Below are 17,575 nucleotides of genomic sequence, written 5' to 3' on the forward strand. Positions count from 1 at the left end.
CTGGAGAAAGCACCCCCATGAGCAAGATCATTGGCATTACCATGGGCGATCCGGCCGGCGTCGGCCCCGAGATCTGCATCCGCGCCCTTGCCGAAATGAGCGCCGAGGACCGCGCCAATACCCGCATCTATGGCAACCTGCCGACGCTTGAAGCCGCCCGCGCGGCACTTGGCCTCGATGTCGATCTCACCGGCGCCGTGGTTGACCTGCCCATCGTGGGCGCGCCGCTGCCCTGGGGCAAACTGAGCCCGGTTGCCGGCGATGCCGCCTTCCGCTTCATCGAAAAGGCCGTGCGCGATTCCGAGGCCGGCGCCATCGGCTGCATCGTGACCGCTCCCATCAACAAGGAGGCGCTCAATTCCGCCGGCCATCATTATGACGGCCATACCGGCATGCTGCGCTCCCTTACCGGGGCCGAGGCGGCTTTCATGCTGCTGGCGTCGGAGAAGCTGAAGGTCATCCACGTCTCGACCCACGTGTCCCTCAGCGATGCCATCAAGCGCGCGACGACCCAGCGCATCCTCGACACCATCCGTGCCGGCCATCGCCACCTGCAACGCATCGGTTTTGCCGCGCCGCGCATCGCCGTTGCCGGCATCAATCCGCATTGCGGCGAACATGGCCTTTTCGGCACCGAGGATGAGGACCAGATCGCGCCGGCGGTGGAGCTGGCCCGGGCAGAGGGCATCGACGTCCAGGGCCCGATCTCGGCCGACACCGTCTATTACCGCGCTTTCTCCGGCGCCTTCGATCTCGTGGTCGCCCAGTACCACGATCAGGGTCACATCCCCATCAAGCTGGTGGCCTTCGACACCACGGTGAATGTCTCGGTCGAACTGCCGATCGACCGCACCTCCGTCGACCACGGCACCGCCTTCGACATCGCCGGCAAGGGCATTGCCAACCACGTCAACCTGAATGCCGCGATCGCCTACGCGCGCAACCTGGTGGCGGGCAAATAAGCCCTTCGTCGCGAACGATATTTCAAGGAAACGCATCCATGAGTTTTGCCATCGAGGGCGTCTATTGCGCCGCCGCCACCCCCTTGCAGGAAAATGGCACGCCCGACCTGCCGCTGTTCGGTGAACATTGCCGCGCGCTGCTGGCGGAAGGGTGCCACGGCGTGGCCCTGCTCGGCAGCACCGGCGAGGCCAGTTCCTTCGGAGTGAAGGAACGTATGGATCTGCTGGAGGCCGCGATGAAAGCCGGCGTGCCGGCAACCGCCCTGCTGCCCGGCACCTCTGTGCCCGCCATCACCGACACCGTGACCCTGACGCGCCATGCCGTGGAAGCCGGGGTCAAGGGCGTGGTGATGCTGCCGCCCTTCTATTACAAGGCCTTCAGCGACGAAGGGCTCTTCCGCTTTTATGCCAGCGTGATCGAGAAGGTGGCCGACAGCCGTCTCAAGATCGTGCTCTATCACATCCCCATGCTGACGGGCGTTCCCATCAGCCACGGCCTCATCGCCCTCTTGCGCAAGGCGTTTCCGGATACCGTCGTCGGCATCAAGGACAGCGACGGCAAGATCGAGAACATGCACCAGATGTCGGCGAATTTTGCCGGCCTTGGTGTGCTGGCCGGCGCCGATCCGCTGCTGCTGCCGGTGCTCGAAGGCGGCGGCGCAGGCTGCATCACCGCTTCCTCCAACCTCGTCGCCCCCGACCTGCGCTTCGTCTACGACAACTGGCAGAACCCGGCCAGGGCTGCCGAGGTCAAGGCGGCGCAGGAACGCATCGTCGCCTGGCGCACCCTCACCAACGCCTATGTGCAGCTTCCCACGGTCAAGACCATGATCGCGCGCCGGCGCGGCAATATGGGCTGGCTCAATGTTCACCCGCCTTTCGTCCCGCTCGACCCGGCGGAGCGCGAAAAGGTCTGGGCCGAGATGGCCCGGCTTGAAGCGCTCTGAAGCAAAAAGGGGAGGAGAATTCCCATGAGCAGCATGACTGGCAGCATGGCCCGCATCATCACCCTGCATCAGCCCCGCCGGCTTGAGATCGGCGAAAATGCCGCTGCCCGCCTTGGCGACTGGGCAGCGGATTTCTCGCGCATCTTCGTGCTGGCAACCCCGCATACGGCCGGCTTCGTCGGCAAGCTGGGCCTCAAGGGCACGGTCAGCCTGTTCGATGCCATTCCCGGCGAGCCGGATATCGCCACCTTCGAAGCCGCGCTGGAAGCCGCCCGCAAGGCCAGACCCGATCTCGTGATCGGCCTTGGTGGCGGTTCGGTTCTGGATGTTGCCAAACTGGTGGCCGCGCTCTGGGATGGCGAGCAAACCCTGTTTGACGTTGCCGGCCCCAACAAGGTGGCCGGCCGCCGCACCGCGCTGGCCCAGGTGGCAACCACTGCGGGCACCGGGTCGGAGGCTGGCATCCGCTCGCTCATCACCGACCCGGAAAAGGGCAACAAGATCGCGGTCGAGAGCCCGTATCTGATTGCGGATATCGCCATCCTCGATCCGGTGCTGACCTATACCGTGCCGCCCGCCGTCACCGCCGCCACCGGCATCGACGCCATGGCGCACTGCGTGGAAGCCTTCACCAACATCAAGGCACATCCGGTGATCGACGGTTATGCCCGCATGGGCATTGACCTTGTCGGCCGCTATCTCGCCCGTGCCGTGCGCGACGGGGCGGATACCGAAGCGCGCGAAGGCATGATGCTCGCCTCCTTCTATGGCGGCATCTGCCTCGGGCCGGTCAACACGGCCGCCGGCCACGCCCTGGCCTATCCGCTTGGCACGCGCCTCAGCCTGCCGCACGGGCTCGCCAACGCCATCATCTTCCCGCATGTGCTGGCCTATAACCAGCCGGTGGCAAGCGCCAAGACGGCCGAAATCGTCGCCGCGCTTGGCCTTGACGCACGCGCAAAGGATGAAGGGTTGCTGAAGGCGGCCTGCGGCTTCTGCGCCGATCTTGGGGTGGAAATGCGCCTCTCGGCCCACAAGGCGCGGGAAGACCAGCTTTCCGGCTTTGCGGAGGAAGCGCACGCTATCCGCCGCCTGATGGACAACAACCCGCGCGACATGAGCGTTGCGGATGTGCGGGCGATCTATCAGGCCGCCTACTGACGAATAAACCGGATACCGGCCGGGGGCTCAGGCCTCCGCCGGTATGGCAACCTCGTCGATGATGGTGCCATCCGGCCGCCGGCGCTCAAACAGGCGCTCGCGCGAACCGATAAGGTGGTTTTTCATCCGCTCGCGCGCAATATCCGGCTGGCGCTCGCGGATCGCCTCGAAGATTGCGGCATGCTCGCCAAAAACGCGGGTGAGGCCACTGGCCTCGCGTTTTACCGAGGCGCCGTGAAAGCGCATGCCGACGGCGATATGGTCCTTGAGCGCTTCCATGGCGGTGGAGAAGTAGGTGTTCTCCGAGGCATTGGCGATGGAGAGATGGAACTGGAAGTCGGCATCCTCGCGATGCGACAGCCGGTTGGTGGCATCGCGCAGCAGATCGAGCGCGGCGCTGATGCCGGCCAGCGTCTCCGGCCGATGCCGTTCGGCCGCCAGCGCGGCCGCTTCCGGCTCCACCGTCAGGCGAAATTCGTAGCAGCTGAGCAGATCGGACACATTTTCCAGCTGGCCGAACCCCAGCGGCTGGCGCAGGCCGAGCTGACGTACGAAGCTGCCGGCGCCCTGGCGGGAATAAATCAGTCCCTGATCGCGCAGCCGCTTCAGCGCCTCCCGCACCACCGGGCGCGACACCTCGAACTCGGCAGCCAGTTCATGCTCCGTCGGCAGCCGCTCATCCGGGCGGTAGGAGCCTGATTTGATGGCGCGTTGCATCCGGTCGAAGACAAGATCTGCAAGGCTTTTGCGGCCACTGCTGTTTGCTGCTGCCCGTGCCATCTCCCTCACCCCGCTGCACCGATCATGTCTGCGACCTGCGTCAGTGTTTCCACGCCGCCGAAACCGCCCGATTTTGCGACAATCGTCAAGGTCTTCCCGTCCGCCTGACGCGCCACCGCAACCGGCAGGCCCGGCAGGCAGTCGCCCAGAAGCCGCAGGCGGTGGATGCCCATGGCCATCAGCACCGCTTCCGCCGTCGCGCCGCCGGTCATCAGCACCGTGTCATAGCGGCTCGTAAAAGCCGGATGCAGCCCGGAAGCAAGCCGCTCGCCCACTTCAGCCCCCGTCGATTTCCCGGCGCCCGGCAACGCCTGAACCAGCGCCAGATCGCCAGTGCCCGGCGCCCCCTCGATAACCCCGTCCGGCGCCGGTACGAACTGAAGGCCGGGCCGGCTTTGCCGCAGATGCGCCACCTGCGCCAACGTGATGGGATCGCGCGAACCGATCAGCATCAGCCCGCGCGGGCCGGCAAGGGCCGGTGCGGTCGCAACGTCCCTGCCCGTCATCTGCCGCGCCAGCACTTCGGCAAGGCCGCGCGCCCCGATCAGCAGCCCATCCTCTCCAAAGGCAGCAAGCGCCGCCGCCATTTCGGCATCGCTCGCCACTTCCGGTATCGTGCAGCGATCCGCAAATTCTCCGAGTTGTCCCGCCACCGGGATAGGCGTCTCGACACCGAAGCCCGTCACCGCCCCGCCCCGCACGATCCGCCCGAAATCCGGAATGGCCGGCGCCACCAGGGCACGGGTGAAGGAAAGTGCCGACAGCTCCGCCGGGATATGTCCCTTGAGGCGGGAATCCACCTTCTTGAACAGGCGCACACCCGCCGGCAGCTGCGCGACCGCTGCCGCGACAGCAGCCTTCGCCGCTTCCGGCGTTATTTCGCGCGAGCAGGTGCTGACCGTCACCACCTCCGCCCCGCTGACCACGGCATCCGCTACCGCCTCCGGCCTCAGCGCCACCTCGACCCGAAGACCCCGCCCGGCAAACCCCGCCGACGCATCGAGTGCACCGGTCAGATCGTCGGCGATGATGGCAAGGCGCAAGGGCGAGAAAACAGGGGACATTCCAAAACCGCGAGAAGAATGAAGGGCTTGTCAGAACCAGAGCGCAGAACCGCCCCAGCTTCCACAAAAATTGTTATTTCATTCTTATAAGCAGATGAATTTTAAGTCAAAAGCGCTTTACAAGATATTTAACAACCGTGCCATCGAAGGCTATGCAAGAATCCTTAGCTTTGCAGAAAATTGTATCGCCCCGTTCTCCGACGGAATGAATTGTGCTCCACCACGGTTAGCGCCGCTTCGGGTCATATTGCTCCGACAGCCACGAAGGCAGCAGCCTTCAATCCCCTTCGAAAGCCCATCGCGCTGAACTGAAGCTATATCTGTTCAAGGTGGGGGCCGGAGACGAAACCGCGTCAGGTCCAAGACAGAAGCAAGCTGCTTTTAGCCTCGTCTGGAAGCATCGACCGCCCTCAGGAGGGGTAGTTTCAGCCAACTCAGCAACCCAAATTCACTCTTGGATTCCCGACCCGGGCCCATTACGCTCGAAATCGGATTCCATGCCATCCAAAATTGAACAGGCCGCGACCATGAAAGAGAGAAAAGTTTTTACACTCTATAATCACAAAGGTGGCGTATCAAAAACAACAACCAATTTTAACCTCGCAGTTTTCCTATCTCAGCGCCTCAATAAAAAAGTATTACTAGTCGATGCAGATCCACAAAGTAATTTGACAGAGACTTTTTTTGCTTCGGCAGATACCGACACCCTCCCTGGAACATCAATCTATGAGACTCTACGACCTCGCTTTGAGGGAAATGCGTCTCGTATTGACGTTAAAAATTTGGTTTTACCTGACCACCCAGTTTACAAAAACCTTTATATTTTACGCGGGGATTGGAATTTCAGCCTAGCGGAGAGATTTCTATCGAATGCTCTGTCTCTTGCAATAACCGAGAGCGTGCATGAAAAACAAACTTATAATGTATTTTACAATTTATTTAATGATTTGATTAAAGAGCATAATTTTGACTATATTTTGCTCGACCTCGGGCCATCGAGCGGCGCGATTACGAATCTTGCACTCTTGAGCTGTGATGGTTACTTCATTCCTGTTACTCCTGACCGCTTTTGCGCCCAAGCCGTCACCGCCCTCGCGAATCTTATTAAGACTTGGATTGAACGGCATCGAAAGGTCATAGCAACCTTCGAGCCGTTCGGACTCTCATCATTCCCCGGCGAACCAGTCTTCTACGGCGGCATTAGCCAGAATTTCAAGGCGTATGCGGGTCGCACCCGAAAGCCATACCAGTATTGGGAGGCTGAAATTCTTAAGATTATACGCGAAAAAATTGTCAGTGAACTGCCGTCCCAGAAGACAGCTTCGGAATATGTTGCAAGCATACGTGATTTCGGAGGATTGGCGCCAGTTTCTCAACTCGTTGGCAAGGCGATCTTTGATCTCAATAAGAGCGATACGCAATTTGCATCGGAAAAGGGCGCGGCATGGCAGGGGGTAGCACTCGAAAGCTGGATGGATCGGGCCGAAGAATACGGCAATGAAATAGAAAAAATTGCAGGAGCCATAATAAATGGCTGATTATTCTTACGTGGCATTCCTAGATATTTTAGGATACAAGAACCTTCTCGATACTGATATTAAGAATGGAAATCAGGCATTTAAAGAAAAAATGATAACTGCGTTTCACGTCTTTGATGATGTAAACGGAGCCCACTTTTCTCATCAAGCAATTTCGGATTCCATTTTTATTACTTGTGCCGATAGAAATCTTATATTCGATTTAATCAACATATTGGGCAAGGTCTTTTGCAGCTTCCTAGAACAGGGGTTGCTTATTCGAGGAGGCGTCTCGTATGGAGAGCACTTCCACAATCAAACAATCACCTACAGTCCGGCTTTAACAAAATCTTATATGCTCGAGTCAACTTTGGCCGATTTTCCGAGAATTATGGTCGATAACAACATACATGAAATGTTTCCGGACGCCTATGAACGCAAATTAATATTAAAGTCCGGGCCAAACTGGTTTCTTAATGTTATTAACGAGAACAATCACCAATCCATTTGGGACAGTGCGAAGGCAATATTCGATGAATCTTCAGAGGAAATTCTCTCATCTGAACGAGTTCGCGCAAAACACCGATGGCTTCAAGACTACATTATAGAGGCCTGCCAATATATTGGCGTAAACCATTTGGAGAAAACGCCATATTTGCCCGTATTCGACTCATATTTAGCCCCGCACAATGATCGCGCCCCTGCAGACGCTGACCACATCTGACATGCCATTTGCTAAATTGATCTACCCCCTTGAATGTACTCGATATGATTCAGAGACCGTCCACTTCTGAAGGACTAACGACTGAAACGCAGACAGTTCAGACAAGAACATATTGTTGCTGCCGTAAATTAGGTAAAAGTTTAGCTGACTAAACGCCGGCGCCCCTTCTGTTCAGATCCCTTCCAAGAGCAGACAGAATTAAGTGCATTGTGACCGCAGCCCGATGTCCTAACCCCCTTTCCTGAAAGCTATTTACTTCTTCAGCATCCACTCATGCGCCGGATCATTGTGGAACTTCCACACCCGGTGCGGGCCGGCCATGACGTTGAGGTAATAGAGGTCATAGCCATGGGCGGCGCCGACGGGGTGATAACCGCGCGGCACCAGCACCACATCGCCGTCGCTCACCGCCATCGTCTCGTCCAGCGAACGGTCGTCGGTATAGACACGCTGGAAGGCAAAACCCTGCGACGGGTTCAGGCGGTGATAATAGGTCTCCTCCAGGAAGGATTCCCGCGGCAGGTCGTCCTGGTCGTGTTTGTGCGGCGGATAGGAGGACCAGTTGCCGGCAGGCGTCACCACTTCCACGACGAGAAGGCTGTCCGCCGGCTTGCCTTCCGGCAGGATGTTGTAGACGAGGCGGCGGTTGCTGCCCTGCCCGCGTTCCTCGAAACCCACATCGGCCGGGCCGATCAGGCGCACTTCATGATTGCCGGCACCGGGCGCGGAGCAGACCGCCACTTCCGCCGCCCCATGCGCCACCACCTCATAGGCCTCGCCATTCGGCACATAGACGGAGCTGGTCGCCCCGTCGAACACCGTCTTGCGACCACCGATGCGCTCAAAACTCTGGCCGCCCGCCGTGACGCTGATGGTGCCGGTAACGGCGACGATGCAGATTTCCTTGTCGCCGGTCTCACCGCCGAAGCGCTGGCCGTCCGCCAGTTTGTGCAAGGCAAACCCCACATAGGTCCATCCGGCGCTTTCGGGCGTCACCCGGGTGACGGTGCCGTTCGCATCGGGGCTTGCGGGTTTGACCAGCAGCTTCGACATGGTGACTTCCTCCTTAAAACCTGTTCCTTGCCCGGCCCTGATGGCCGGGTACTGGCCTCAACCGACGACGGTAAAACCGGCCTCGCGCGCGAAGCGGGCAAGGTTGTCATGGCCCATCGTGGCGTATTTCAGCGGGTTGGCGATTTCCGGGTCCTGCTCGGCCTCAACCACCAGCCAGCCCTCATAACCGGCATCGGCGGCAACCTTCAGCACCGGCACATAATCCACCATGCCGTCGCCCGGCACGGTGAAGACGCCGGCGATAACGGCCTTGAGGAAGGAGAGATCCTGGTCCCTCGCCTTCGCCATCACGTCCTTGCGCACATCCTTGCAATGGATGTGGGTGATGCGGTCCTTGTAGCGCTTTGCCAGCGCCAGCGGATCGGCACCGCCGAAGGTGGCATGGCCGGTATCGAGCAGCAGGCCGGCTTCCGGGCCGGTGGCCGCCATATAGGCGTCAATCTCAGCGCCGCTCTCCACGATGGTGCCCATATGGTGGTGATAGGCGAATTTGAGGCCTTGAGAATTCACATAGGCGGCAACTTCCGTCACCCGCTCGCCAAAGCGTTTCATCTCGTCGGCGCTGATCACCGGGCTCTTTGAAAGCGGGGCGGTGATGTCGCCATGGATGGCATTGCTGGTTTCGGCAAAAATCAGCACCGAGCAGCCTTGCGAATTCAGCCGGTCGATATGGCTCTGGATCGCCTTCTTTTCCGCGGCGGCGTCCTGCACCAAGAGGCTGCCGGAATACCAGCCGGAGACGAGGCTGATGTCATGCGCGCCCAGAATTTTGGTGAGCGCGGCATTGTCGGTCGGGAACTTGTGGCCGAGCTCAATGCCGGTAAAGCCGGCCTTGCGCGCTTCGCTGAGGCACTGCTCCAGCGGAATATGCGCGCCCAGCGTGCGCACATCATCGTTGGACCAGGCAATCGGGTTGGTGCCGAGACGGATGCTCATGATGGATGGTCTGCTCTTGAGCGTTAGAGAAAGAAGGAAAATTCAGTTGGCGAGGATCTGCCGGCGCCGGGCGGCGACATAGTTCTCGCGCGCCGTGCGCACGCTCTCGCGCGTGGAGACTTCCGGCACCGCTACATCCCACCAGTGCCCGCCGGTATTGGTGGTGATGTAAGGGTCGGTATCGACCACCACGACTGTGGTGCGCGTATCGGCCTTGCCGGCCTCCAGCGCTGCTTCAAGCGCCGCAACGCCCGTTACCTTGCGCGCCACGGCGCCAAGGCTCTCGGCATGTTTGGCGAAATCGACCTCCGGCAGCACTTCATGCCGCGTATCAGCCAGCAGATTGTTGAAGGGGGCGCCGCCGGTTGCCTTCTGCAGGCGGTTGATACAGCCATAACCGCGATTATCCAGCACGACGATGGTGAGCTTCAGGCCCAGCATCACGCTGGTGGCGATCTCGGAATTGAGCATCAGGTAACTGCCGTCACCCACCATGACCACCACATCGCGCTCCGGCCGCGCCATCTTGACGCCAAGGCCGCCGGCAATCTCATAGCCCATGCAGGAATAGCCATATTCCATGTGGTAACCATGCGGGCCACTGGCGCGCCAGAGCTTGTGCAGCTCACCCGGCAGGCCGCCCGCCGCACACACCGCAATGGCGTCATGCCCCATGACCCGCGTTACCGCACCAATCACCTGCGCGTCGGACGGCAGGGCGGTTTCGCTCGCCGCCATCGCCGCGTCAGCGGCCTGGTTCCAATCGCCGATGCCGCGGCTGGCCTTCTGCGTCCAGTCGGCCGGCGCCGCATAAGCCCCGAGCGTGGCGGAGAGGGCATCAAGCCCGGCACGCGCGTCTGCCACCAGCGCCAGCGCGTGATGTTTGCCGGCATCGAACATCTGGGTGTTGAGCTGGATGAGCTTTCGCCCCGGCGCCTTGAAGAGTGCCCAAGAGCCGGTGGTGAAATCCTGCAGGCGGGTGCCGACGGCCAGAATGACATCCGCCTCCTCCGCCATCGCATTGGCGGCCGAGCTGCCGGTCACCCCAACGGAGCCGAGATTGAGCGGATGATCCCACGCCAGCGAGCTTTTGCCGGCCTGCGTCTCGGCCACCGGCACGCCATGCGCTTCGGCAAAGGCGGCAAGGGCGTGGCTGGCGGCGGAATAGAGCACACCGCCACCGGCAATGATCACCGGCTTCTTGGCTGCCTTGAGGGCAGCCGCCGCGTCGGCCAGTTCCAGAAGGTCCGGTTGCGGGCGGCGCCAGCGCCACAGGCGCTCGGCAAAGAATTCTTCCGGATAATCATAAGCTTCAGCCTGGGTGTCCTGGCACAGCGCCAGGGTCACCGGGCCGCATTCCGCCGGGTCGGTCAGCACGGCCATGGCGCGCGGCAGCGCCTGCAAAATCTGCTCGGGGCGCTGGATGCGGTCAAAGAAACGCGAAACAGGGCGGAAGCAGTCATTGGCGCTGACGGTGCCGTCGGCAAAACTCTCGATCTGCTGCAGCACCGGGTCCGGCTCGCGGCCGGCAAACACATCACCCGGCAGCAAGAGCAGCGGCAGGCGGTTGACATGCGCCAGTGCCGCCGCCGTCACCATATTGGTGGCGCCGGGGCCGATGGAGGTGGTGCAGGCCATCATGCGCCGGCGGCCGAGCGCCTTGGTATAGGCAATCGCCGCATGCGCCATCGCCTGTTCGTTATGGGCGCGATAGGTCGGCAGCCTGTCCTGGATGCCATAAAGCGCCTCGCCCATGCCGGCGACATTGCCATGGCCGAAGATGGCCCACACGCCGGCAAAAAGCGGCGCCCGGGTCCCGTCTTCCAGTTCCGTCATCTGCGCAGCAAGGTAGCGGACCACGGCCTGTGCCATGGTAAGGCGAACCACTGCCATCTCTTCCTCCCTGGGGGCGGGGGTTTTTGCGTCCTTCACCGGTCTTTTTGCCGGTTGGCGCTTCCCGCACAATTTATCCGCGTCACATCCAGTATCGCCGTTCAGGGGCCTTAGCCCCCAAGGCATTTCAGGGGCATTTTGCCCTATCTCTTCCCGTCCGGGCCGCTTCCGTCCGGCCGCAGCTCCAGCCAGGCATCGGCCAGCGTACGGAAGCGCCCGGCCATCATCTCGATGGCGCCGGCATCGTCAATCTCACCCTTGAGCCAGGCGCGTGCCGGATCGCCAAAGATGGTACGGCCAACGGCAAAGCCTTTCACCATCGGCTCGCCGGCTGCCTGCCTGAAGGAAGCGATCAGCGTTGCTTCATCGGCTTCAAGCCCCAGCACCACGATGCCCTGGCAATAAGGATCGTTCTCCTCGATCACCCCGGCAACGGCCCGCCAGGCAGCGCTGCTGGTCAGCGGCTCCAGCTTCCACCAGTCGGGGCTCACCCCCAGCTCATAGAAGCGGCGGATAACGCGCGCCGCGGTATCGTCCCGCATCGGCCCGGCCTTGGAGGAGATGATCTCCAAGAGGAAATCATGCCCCGTGCGGCGGCAGGCATCGAAGAGGCGCAGCACTTCGCCTTCCTGCTCGGCGCGCAGTTCTGCCGGATCGTCCGGATGATAGAAGACAAGACATTTGATGGTCTGCGTCAGCGGCCATTCGGTGAGGGCGCTGCCAAGGTCCGGCCCTTCCTCGAACCGTATGGGGCGGGAGCCCGGCACCTCGATCGGCCGGCCGACCCAGAGGTCGCCCTCGCAGGCCGCATGCAGCGCATCGCGCCCCAGCCGCCCATCCACCAGCACACCAAAGCCGGGGCGCCCGGCAGCCACCTGCCGCGCGGCCTTCAGCGCCAGCTGCTTGAAATCGCCAATGCGCTCCATATCGGCGCCGGTCTCGCGCGCCATATCTTCCATCTGGGAGCGATGGTCAAAGGCAAGCGCGATCATGCGCTGATAGCGCACGGGCCGCGTCGTTGCCCAATGGATGCGGTTGAGATCGGGGTCGAGGCGCAGCGCCTTCTGCTTCACCCCGCGCTTCAGGAAAAACTCAAGCTCGGTCCAGGACGGCACGGCCGGCGCGCAGCCATGGCGGGAGACGGCAAAGGCACCGCAGGCATTGGCATAAGCGCAGCAGGTTTCATACGGCTCATCGCGCAGCCAGCCGCGCAGGAAGCCGCTCATGAAGGCGTCGCCCGCCCCCAGCACATTATAGACCTCGACCGGGAAGCCCGGCCCGCGGATGCCCTCATCCAGCGTATCGGGGATGGCCCCGGTAAAGACGGAGCAGCCCATCGGCCCGCGCTTGCACACGATAACGGCATCGCTCACCGCCCGCACCGCGCGGATGGCGGCGACAGTATCGGTGGTGCCGCCGGCAATGTGCAGCTCTTCCTCGGTGCCCACGATCAGGTCGCAGAGCGGCAGGATGGTTTGCAGATGCTTCGTCACGCTCTCATTGCTGACGAAGCGCTCTTCCCCGAGCCCGTGGCCGGTCAGGCCCCACAGCACCGGGCGGTAGTCGATATCGAACACCACCTTGCCGCCGCTCGCCTTCGCGAGCTCCATCACCCGGCGGGAGGTTGCGTCCACCCCGGCGGTGGAAAAGTGCGTGCCGGTCACCACAACGGCTTTCGCCCGGGCGATGAAGGCGGGGTCGGCATCTTCCGGCGCTATCGCCATGTCGGCGCAATTTTCGCGGTAGAAGATGAGCGGGAAACTGTCCTCGCTGCGGATACCCAGCAGCACCAGCGCCGTCAGGCGTCTGGGGTCGGTTTTCAAAAGGCCGGTATCGACGCCTTCATGCTCCAGCGTCTCGCGGATAAAGCGCCCCATATGCTCGTCGCCTACCCGGCTCATCAGCGCGGAGCGCAGGCCGAGTCTCGCGGTACCGACGGCAATGTTGGCGGGGCAGCCACCGATATATTTGGCGAAGCTGCCCATATCTTCCAGCCGCCCGCCCACCTGCTGGCCATAAAGGTCAACAGAACAGCGGCCGACGGTGATGACGTCGAGATCCTTGGTCGCGCCCATGGCGGAACATTCCCTACCCTACTCAGGTCTCGTTATCCCCTCCGTACCCGATCGGTAGGGCGGGTCGAAACCTCGATCTGTCGTTGGATCAAAATGAAACAAAAATTCCATCTCGAGGTCAATCCAGAATTTGTGTTCTGTTCAAAGCCGAAAGAGCGCGATAAAGTGCGCCCGGAACAACAGGGCTGCCGAAAGACGCACCCGCAAGGCAGTCTCATGGGGCCGTCTCAAGAAGAAATCTGGAGGAAATCAGGAATGTTAGCCATTGCCGTGCTCGGGCTGGGTCGCATCGGGCGCATTCATGCCGCAACCGTCGCCGCCAGCGCCAATGCGCGCCTTGTCGCCGTGGCCGACCCGATCGAGGCCGCCGCAAAGGAAGTGGCGGCCCGCACCGGCGCCCGCATTTCCACCATCGACGATATCCTCGCCGCCAGCGATGTCGATGCAGTGCTGATCGCCACCCCCACCGATACCCATGCCGACCTCATCGAGCGCGCCGCCGCCGCCGGCAAGGCCGTGTTCTGCGAAAAGCCGGTCGATCTCAGCTCCGCGCGGGTGCGCGAGTGCCTTGCCAGGGTCTCCAAGGCCGGCACCGCCCTCTTCGTCGGCTTTAACCGCCGCTTCGATCCGCACTTTGCCACGCTGGAAAAGCGCATCCGCGCCGGCGAGATCGGCAAGGTCGAGCTGATGCAGATCACCAGCCGCGACCCGGCCCCGCCGCCCGTCGACTACATCAAGCGCTCCGGTGGCCTTTTCCGCGATATGATGATCCATGACCTCGACATGGCGCGTTTCCTTCTGGGGGAAGAGCCGGTGAGCGTGCAGGCTGCCGCTTCCTGCCTCGTCGATCCCGCCATCGGCGCTGCCGGCGATATCGATACTGCCGTCGTCACGCTCAAGACCGCTTCCGGCGCCATCTGCCAGATCAGCAATTCCCGCCGCGCCACCTATGGCTATGACCAGCGCGTGGAAGTGCATGGTTCGCTCGGCATGCTGCAGATGGATAATCCTCTGCCCACCATGGTGCGCAGCGCCAGCGGCAAGGGTTATACCGGCGATGCGCTGATGCCCTTCTTCCTGGAGCGTTACCAGCAGGCCTATGCCCGCGAGCTGGAGCATTTCATCGCCTGCCTCAACGACGGCAAGGCCCCGACGCCCAATGGCATCGATGGCCTCAAGGCGCTGGAACTGGCCGATGCCGCCGAAAAGGCCGCCCGCACCGGCGAGACCGTAAAGCTGTAAAAAACCATTTCCGCATCAGCAAGGCGAACAGGTGGCGGGCCCTGCCCCGCCGCCTGTGGCGCCTGATCCTTTCGGGGACATACCCAAGATGAAGAGTTTCGGTATCGGCGTTATCGGCACCGGCTATATGGGCAAGGCCCATGCCCTTGCCTTCCGCCAAGCCTTTGCCGCTTTCGGCAGCGAAATTCCCGAACCCCGGCTGGAGATGCTGTGCGATGCCGACCCGGCTCGGGCCGAGCAGCGGGCGCGCGAATGCGGCTTTGCCCGCTGGACCGGCGACTGGCGGGCGCTGATAACCGATCCGGCGGTGGATGTTGTCTCCATAACCACGCCCAATGGCATGCATCGCGACATGGCGATTGCCGCGGCTGAAGCCGGCAAACATGTCTATTGCGAAAAGCCGCTGGCGCTGACCCTTGCCGATGCCGAGGCGATGGCCGCTGCCGTGCGCAAGGCCGGCGTCGGCTCCCTTGCCGGCTACAATTACATCAAGAACCCCGCCGTGCTGCATGCCAAACGGCTGATCGAGGCAGGCCGTATCGGCCGGATAATCCAGTTCCGCGGTGTGTGCGACGAAGATTATATGGCGGACGAGAGCCTGCCCTACACCTGGCGCTGCCGCATTGCCGATGCCGGCTCCGGCACACTCGGCGATCTTGCCGTGCATCTCATCAGTGTGGCGCGCTTCCTTGTGGGTGAGGTTGCCAGCGTTTCAGCCGATATCGCCACCGTGCACGTCGACCGGCCCGACCCCACCCGCCCCGGCGAAACCGGCCGGGTGGAGAATGAAGACCAGGCCAACGCCCTTATCCGCTTTGCCGGCGGGCAGATGGGCACGCTGCTGTCGAGCCGCGCCGCCTGGGGCCGCAAGAACCACCTCGCCTTCGAAATCCATGGCTCGAAGGGCATGATCACCTTCGATCAGGAGCGCATGAACGAGCTGCGCCTGTTTGAGGCGGCAGACCCCGCCGCCGAGCAGGGTTTCAAGACCATCCTCAGCGGCCCCGCCCATCCGCCCTATGACCGTTTCATGCCCTCCGCCGGCCACTCGCTCGGCTTTAACGAGATGAAGACGGTGGAGGTCGCGCACCTTCTGGGCGGTCTTGCCGGCAACCATCCTCTCTACCCGGATTTTGAGGAAGCGCTGAAGATCGAACACATTGTCCATGCGATCCTCGCTTCGGCAAAATCGGGCGGCTGGCAACAGCTTTCAGCCTGACAAGACCTGCCGGAGGGCATCCATTTAGCCCTTGGGCCCGCTGAAAAAACGCGCTTATGATCCGGCCCGGAACGCAACAAGCCCCGGGCCGGCTTTCTTTTGCCGGCAGCAAAAAGAAGGTGCGGGCGCGTTTTTGGAAACGCAGTTCGGGATTTATCGAAGACATGACGAGCCCTGCCCCCGCCCCGCAAATCCTTTGCCTCGGCGAACCGCTTTATGAGCTGAACCAGCGTGCCGACGGCACCTTCCTGCCCGGCTTTGGCGGTGATACTTCCAACGTCGCCATCTCCGCTGCCCGCCAGGGCGCGCGGGTCGGCTACATCTCCCGCGTGGGCGCCGACAGCTTCGGCGATGCCTTCATCGATCTGTGGAATGCCGAGGGGGTGGATATCACCCATGTGGCGCGCGACCGTGCAGCGCCCACCGGTATCTATTTCGTGACCCATGACGACAAGGGCCACCATTTCAGCTACCGCCGTGCCGGCTCTGCCGCCAGCAAGATGGTGCCGACCGATGTGCCGCTGGAGACCATCCGCACCGCCCGCATCCTGCATGTAACCGGCATTTCGCAGGCCATCGGCGACGGGCCGGCCGATGCCGTCTTTGCCGCGATTGAAGCCGCGAAGGCTGCCGGCGTTACCGTTTCCTACGATACCAACCTGCGCCTCAATCTCTGGCCACTCGACCGGGCACGGGCTGTCATCCATGCTGCCATGAGCCGCTGCGATATCGCGCGGCCGGGCATGGAAGATGCCGCCCACCTCACCGGCCTTACCGATCCCGACAAGGTGGCCGATTATTACCTGAAGCTCGGCGCCCGCATCGTGGCGCTGACGCTTGGCGGCGATGGCGCGCTGATCACCACGCCGGACGAGCGCCGCCGTGTCCGCGGGCAGAAGGTAAAGCCGGTGGATGCCACCGGCGCCGGTGACTGTTTCGGCGGTGCGTTCCTGGCCGAGCTTGCCGCCGGACGTGACCCCTGGGCCGCCGCTTATTACGCCAATGCCGCCGCTGCGCTTTCCACGCAGGGTTACGGCGCCATTGCCCCCATTCCGCGCCGCGCCGATGTGGAGGCCTTCATCGCCTCCGCCGCTGCCTGAAGCCCCGCCGCGCCTTATCAGAACGAGAAGCGACAAAAAATGCAGAGCAAGAGCTACACCCCCGCCCTTCGCCAGTGGATGCAGGCTGCCCCCGTCATCGCCGTGGTGGTGATCGACAAGGTGGAAGATGCCGTGCCGATGGCCGAGGCGCTTGTGGCCGGCGGCGTGCCGGTGGTGGAAATCACCCTGCGCACCCCGGCCGCCCTCGGCGCGATAGAAGCCGTGCGCAAGAACGTACCGGGCGCCATCGTTGCCGCCGGCACCCTGCTGATGCCGGATGATCCGAAGAAGGCACTTGATGCCGGCGCCCAGTTCGGTGTTTCCCCCGGCAGCACCGAACAGCTGCTGGATGCCGTCGATGCCTGCGGCCTGCCCATGCTGCCGGCAGCCGCCACCGCCTCGGAAGCGATGCGCCTTGCCGAGCGTGGCCATGAGCTGATGAAGTTTTTCCCGGCGCGCGAGGCTGGCGGCGCTGCCTATCTCAAGTCGCTTTCCGGTCCGCTGCCGCATCTGGGCTGGTGCCCGACCGGCGGCATCAGCCTCTCCAGCGCTCCCGAATATCTCGCCCTCAAGAACATCCTGTGCGTTGGCGGCTCGTGGCTTGCCCCGCGCGAGGTGATTGCATCCAAAGATTGGGCAACCATCGAAAAGAATGCACGCGCCGCGGCGGCCCTGAAGGGTTGATTACAAAATTGCACGTAACAACAACGTGTTAGCGGATAATTTCAGCAAACGAACTATAGTTCAATTGGTTATATATACCGATTTATAGATGTATTTTGCGTAACCCCCCGTGATGTTGCCGGCATCCTTTTAAGGCGTTGCCGGCAGCATCCAGGCTTCTTCAGGCGGCGCCGCTCACTTTCTCGGGAACCGGAAAG

At 62.0% G+C, this 17,575-nt stretch carries 15 protein-coding genes; 9 read left to right on the forward strand and 6 right to left on the reverse strand.

Features of this window, described 5'->3' with window-relative positions; translation table 11 throughout:
• Positions 1-17: 17 nt before the first annotated feature.
• From pdxA to QTL98_RS22565, 3 genes are read left to right on the forward strand one after another with little or no spacing between them, the layout of a single operon-like run.
• Positions 18-962, forward strand: coding sequence for a 4-hydroxythreonine-4-phosphate dehydrogenase PdxA (gene pdxA / locus QTL98_RS22555; protein ID WP_445682391.1), 945 nt, complete (start codon positions 18-20; stop codon positions 960-962).
• 38 nt (positions 963-1,000) lie between these two features.
• Positions 1,001-1,909 carry a dihydrodipicolinate synthase family protein gene (locus QTL98_RS22560; RefSeq protein ID WP_445682392.1) on the forward strand — a complete coding sequence of 303 codons (909 nt, stop codon included), beginning with the start codon at positions 1,001-1,003 and terminating at the stop codon, positions 1,907-1,909.
• A gap of 33 nt (positions 1,910-1,942) precedes the next feature.
• A complete protein-coding gene (locus QTL98_RS22565; RefSeq protein WP_445682918.1) occupies positions 1,943-3,070 on the forward strand; it encodes an iron-containing alcohol dehydrogenase in 1,128 nt (375 codons plus the stop codon).
• A gap of 27 nt (positions 3,071-3,097) precedes the next feature.
• On the opposite strand, the gene QTL98_RS22570 is transcribed toward QTL98_RS22565, so the two are convergent.
• Both QTL98_RS22570 and QTL98_RS22575 read right to left on the reverse strand, forming a co-directional pair.
• Positions 3,098-3,850, reverse strand: coding sequence for a FadR/GntR family transcriptional regulator (locus QTL98_RS22570; protein WP_445682393.1), 753 nt, complete (start codon positions 3,848-3,850; stop codon positions 3,098-3,100).
• Between the two features lie 5 nt (positions 3,851-3,855).
• Entirely contained in the window at positions 3,856-4,914 is a 1,059-nt protein-coding gene (locus QTL98_RS22575; protein WP_445682394.1) for a four-carbon acid sugar kinase family protein, read from the reverse strand.
• A gap of 497 nt (positions 4,915-5,411) precedes the next feature.
• Here QTL98_RS22575 and QTL98_RS22580 point away from each other — a divergent pair, with 497 nt between their 5' ends.
• Positions 5,412-6,452 (forward strand): ParA family protein, encoded by a 1,041-nt coding sequence (locus QTL98_RS22580; RefSeq protein ID WP_445682395.1) that lies wholly within the window; start codon positions 5,412-5,414, stop codon positions 6,450-6,452.
• Positions 6,445-7,155: a hypothetical protein gene (locus QTL98_RS22585; RefSeq protein WP_445682396.1), complete on the forward strand. Its 711-nt coding sequence runs from the start codon at positions 6,445-6,447 to the stop codon at positions 7,153-7,155. Before QTL98_RS22580 ends, QTL98_RS22585 begins: the two co-directional genes overlap by 8 nt.
• 252 nt (positions 7,156-7,407) lie before the next feature.
• Here the strand turns inward: QTL98_RS22585 and iolB are convergent, their stop codons facing one another.
• From iolB to QTL98_RS22605, 4 genes are all read right to left on the reverse strand, one after another.
• Complete coding sequence (iolB, locus tag QTL98_RS22590; RefSeq protein ID WP_445682397.1) at positions 7,408-8,208, reverse strand: 5-deoxy-glucuronate isomerase; 801 nt, start codon at positions 8,206-8,208, stop codon at positions 7,408-7,410.
• 57 nt (positions 8,209-8,265) lie between these two features.
• Positions 8,266-9,165, reverse strand: coding sequence for a myo-inosose-2 dehydratase (iolE, locus tag QTL98_RS22595; RefSeq protein ID WP_445682398.1), 900 nt, complete (start codon positions 9,163-9,165; stop codon positions 8,266-8,268).
• 42 nt (positions 9,166-9,207) lie between these two features.
• A complete protein-coding gene (gene iolD, locus QTL98_RS22600; protein ID WP_445682399.1) occupies positions 9,208-11,058 on the reverse strand; it encodes a 3D-(3,5/4)-trihydroxycyclohexane-1,2-dione acylhydrolase (decyclizing) in 1,851 nt (616 codons plus the stop codon).
• 143 nt (positions 11,059-11,201) lie between these two features.
• Entirely contained in the window at positions 11,202-13,133 is a 1,932-nt protein-coding gene (locus QTL98_RS22605; protein WP_445682400.1) for a bifunctional 5-dehydro-2-deoxygluconokinase/5-dehydro-2-deoxyphosphogluconate aldolase, read from the reverse strand.
• 255 nt (positions 13,134-13,388) lie between these two features.
• Between QTL98_RS22605 and iolG the strand changes: the two genes are divergently transcribed.
• From iolG to eda, 4 genes are all read left to right on the forward strand, one after another.
• On the forward strand, positions 13,389-14,375 hold the full coding sequence (gene iolG, locus QTL98_RS22610; protein ID WP_445682401.1) for an inositol 2-dehydrogenase: 987 nt from the start codon (positions 13,389-13,391) through the stop codon (positions 14,373-14,375).
• Positions 14,376-14,463: 88 nt separating this feature from the next.
• On the forward strand, positions 14,464-15,594 hold the full coding sequence (locus QTL98_RS22615; protein ID WP_445682402.1) for a Gfo/Idh/MocA family protein: 1,131 nt from the start codon (positions 14,464-14,466) through the stop codon (positions 15,592-15,594).
• A 164-nt stretch (positions 15,595-15,758) separates the two neighbouring features.
• Positions 15,759-16,694: a sugar kinase gene (locus tag QTL98_RS22620; RefSeq protein WP_445682403.1), complete on the forward strand. Its 936-nt coding sequence runs from the start codon at positions 15,759-15,761 to the stop codon at positions 16,692-16,694.
• Positions 16,695-16,733: 39 nt separating this feature from the next.
• A complete protein-coding gene (gene eda, locus QTL98_RS22625; RefSeq protein WP_445682404.1) occupies positions 16,734-17,378 on the forward strand; it encodes a bifunctional 4-hydroxy-2-oxoglutarate aldolase/2-dehydro-3-deoxy-phosphogluconate aldolase in 645 nt (214 codons plus the stop codon).
• Positions 17,379-17,575: the final 197 nt, after the last annotated feature.

This window comes from Radicibacter daui, assembly GCA_030657355.1.
In the GTDB taxonomy this organism is placed as follows: domain Bacteria; phylum Pseudomonadota; class Alphaproteobacteria; order Radicibacterales; family Radicibacteraceae; genus Radicibacter; species Radicibacter daui.

What these genes read in the sequence shown, in the direction of transcription:
- iolG (WP_445682401.1), top strand. Translation starts at nt 13,389, where the DNA reads ATGTTAGCCATTGCCGTGCTCGGGCTGGGTCGCATCGGGCGCATTCAT.
- QTL98_RS22565 (WP_445682918.1), top strand. Translation starts at nt 1,943, where the DNA reads ATGACTGGCAGCATGGCCCGCATCATCACCCTGCATCAGCCCCGCCGG.
- QTL98_RS22605 (WP_445682400.1), bottom strand. Translation starts at nt 13,133, where the DNA reads ATGGGCGCGACCAAGGATCTCGACGTCATCACCGTCGGCCGCTGTTCT.
- QTL98_RS22620 (WP_445682403.1), top strand. Translation starts at nt 15,759, where the DNA reads ATGACGAGCCCTGCCCCCGCCCCGCAAATCCTTTGCCTCGGCGAACCG.
- iolB (WP_445682397.1), bottom strand. Translation starts at nt 8,208, where the DNA reads ATGTCGAAGCTGCTGGTCAAACCCGCAAGCCCCGATGCGAACGGCACC.
- iolE (WP_445682398.1), bottom strand. Translation starts at nt 9,165, where the DNA reads ATGAGCATCCGTCTCGGCACCAACCCGATTGCCTGGTCCAACGATGAT.
- pdxA (WP_445682391.1), top strand. Translation starts at nt 18, where the DNA reads ATGAGCAAGATCATTGGCATTACCATGGGCGATCCGGCCGGCGTCGGC.
- eda (WP_445682404.1), top strand. Translation starts at nt 16,734, where the DNA reads ATGCAGAGCAAGAGCTACACCCCCGCCCTTCGCCAGTGGATGCAGGCT.
- QTL98_RS22560 (WP_445682392.1), top strand. Translation starts at nt 1,001, where the DNA reads ATGAGTTTTGCCATCGAGGGCGTCTATTGCGCCGCCGCCACCCCCTTG.
- QTL98_RS22575 (WP_445682394.1), bottom strand. Translation starts at nt 4,914, where the DNA reads ATGTCCCCTGTTTTCTCGCCCTTGCGCCTTGCCATCATCGCCGACGAT.
- QTL98_RS22580 (WP_445682395.1), top strand. Translation starts at nt 5,412, where the DNA reads ATGCCATCCAAAATTGAACAGGCCGCGACCATGAAAGAGAGAAAAGTT.
- iolD (WP_445682399.1), bottom strand. Translation starts at nt 11,058, where the DNA reads ATGGCAGTGGTTCGCCTTACCATGGCACAGGCCGTGGTCCGCTACCTT.
- QTL98_RS22615 (WP_445682402.1), top strand. Translation starts at nt 14,464, where the DNA reads ATGAAGAGTTTCGGTATCGGCGTTATCGGCACCGGCTATATGGGCAAG.
- QTL98_RS22585 (WP_445682396.1), top strand. Translation starts at nt 6,445, where the DNA reads ATGGCTGATTATTCTTACGTGGCATTCCTAGATATTTTAGGATACAAG.
- QTL98_RS22570 (WP_445682393.1), bottom strand. Translation starts at nt 3,850, where the DNA reads ATGGCACGGGCAGCAGCAAACAGCAGTGGCCGCAAAAGCCTTGCAGAT.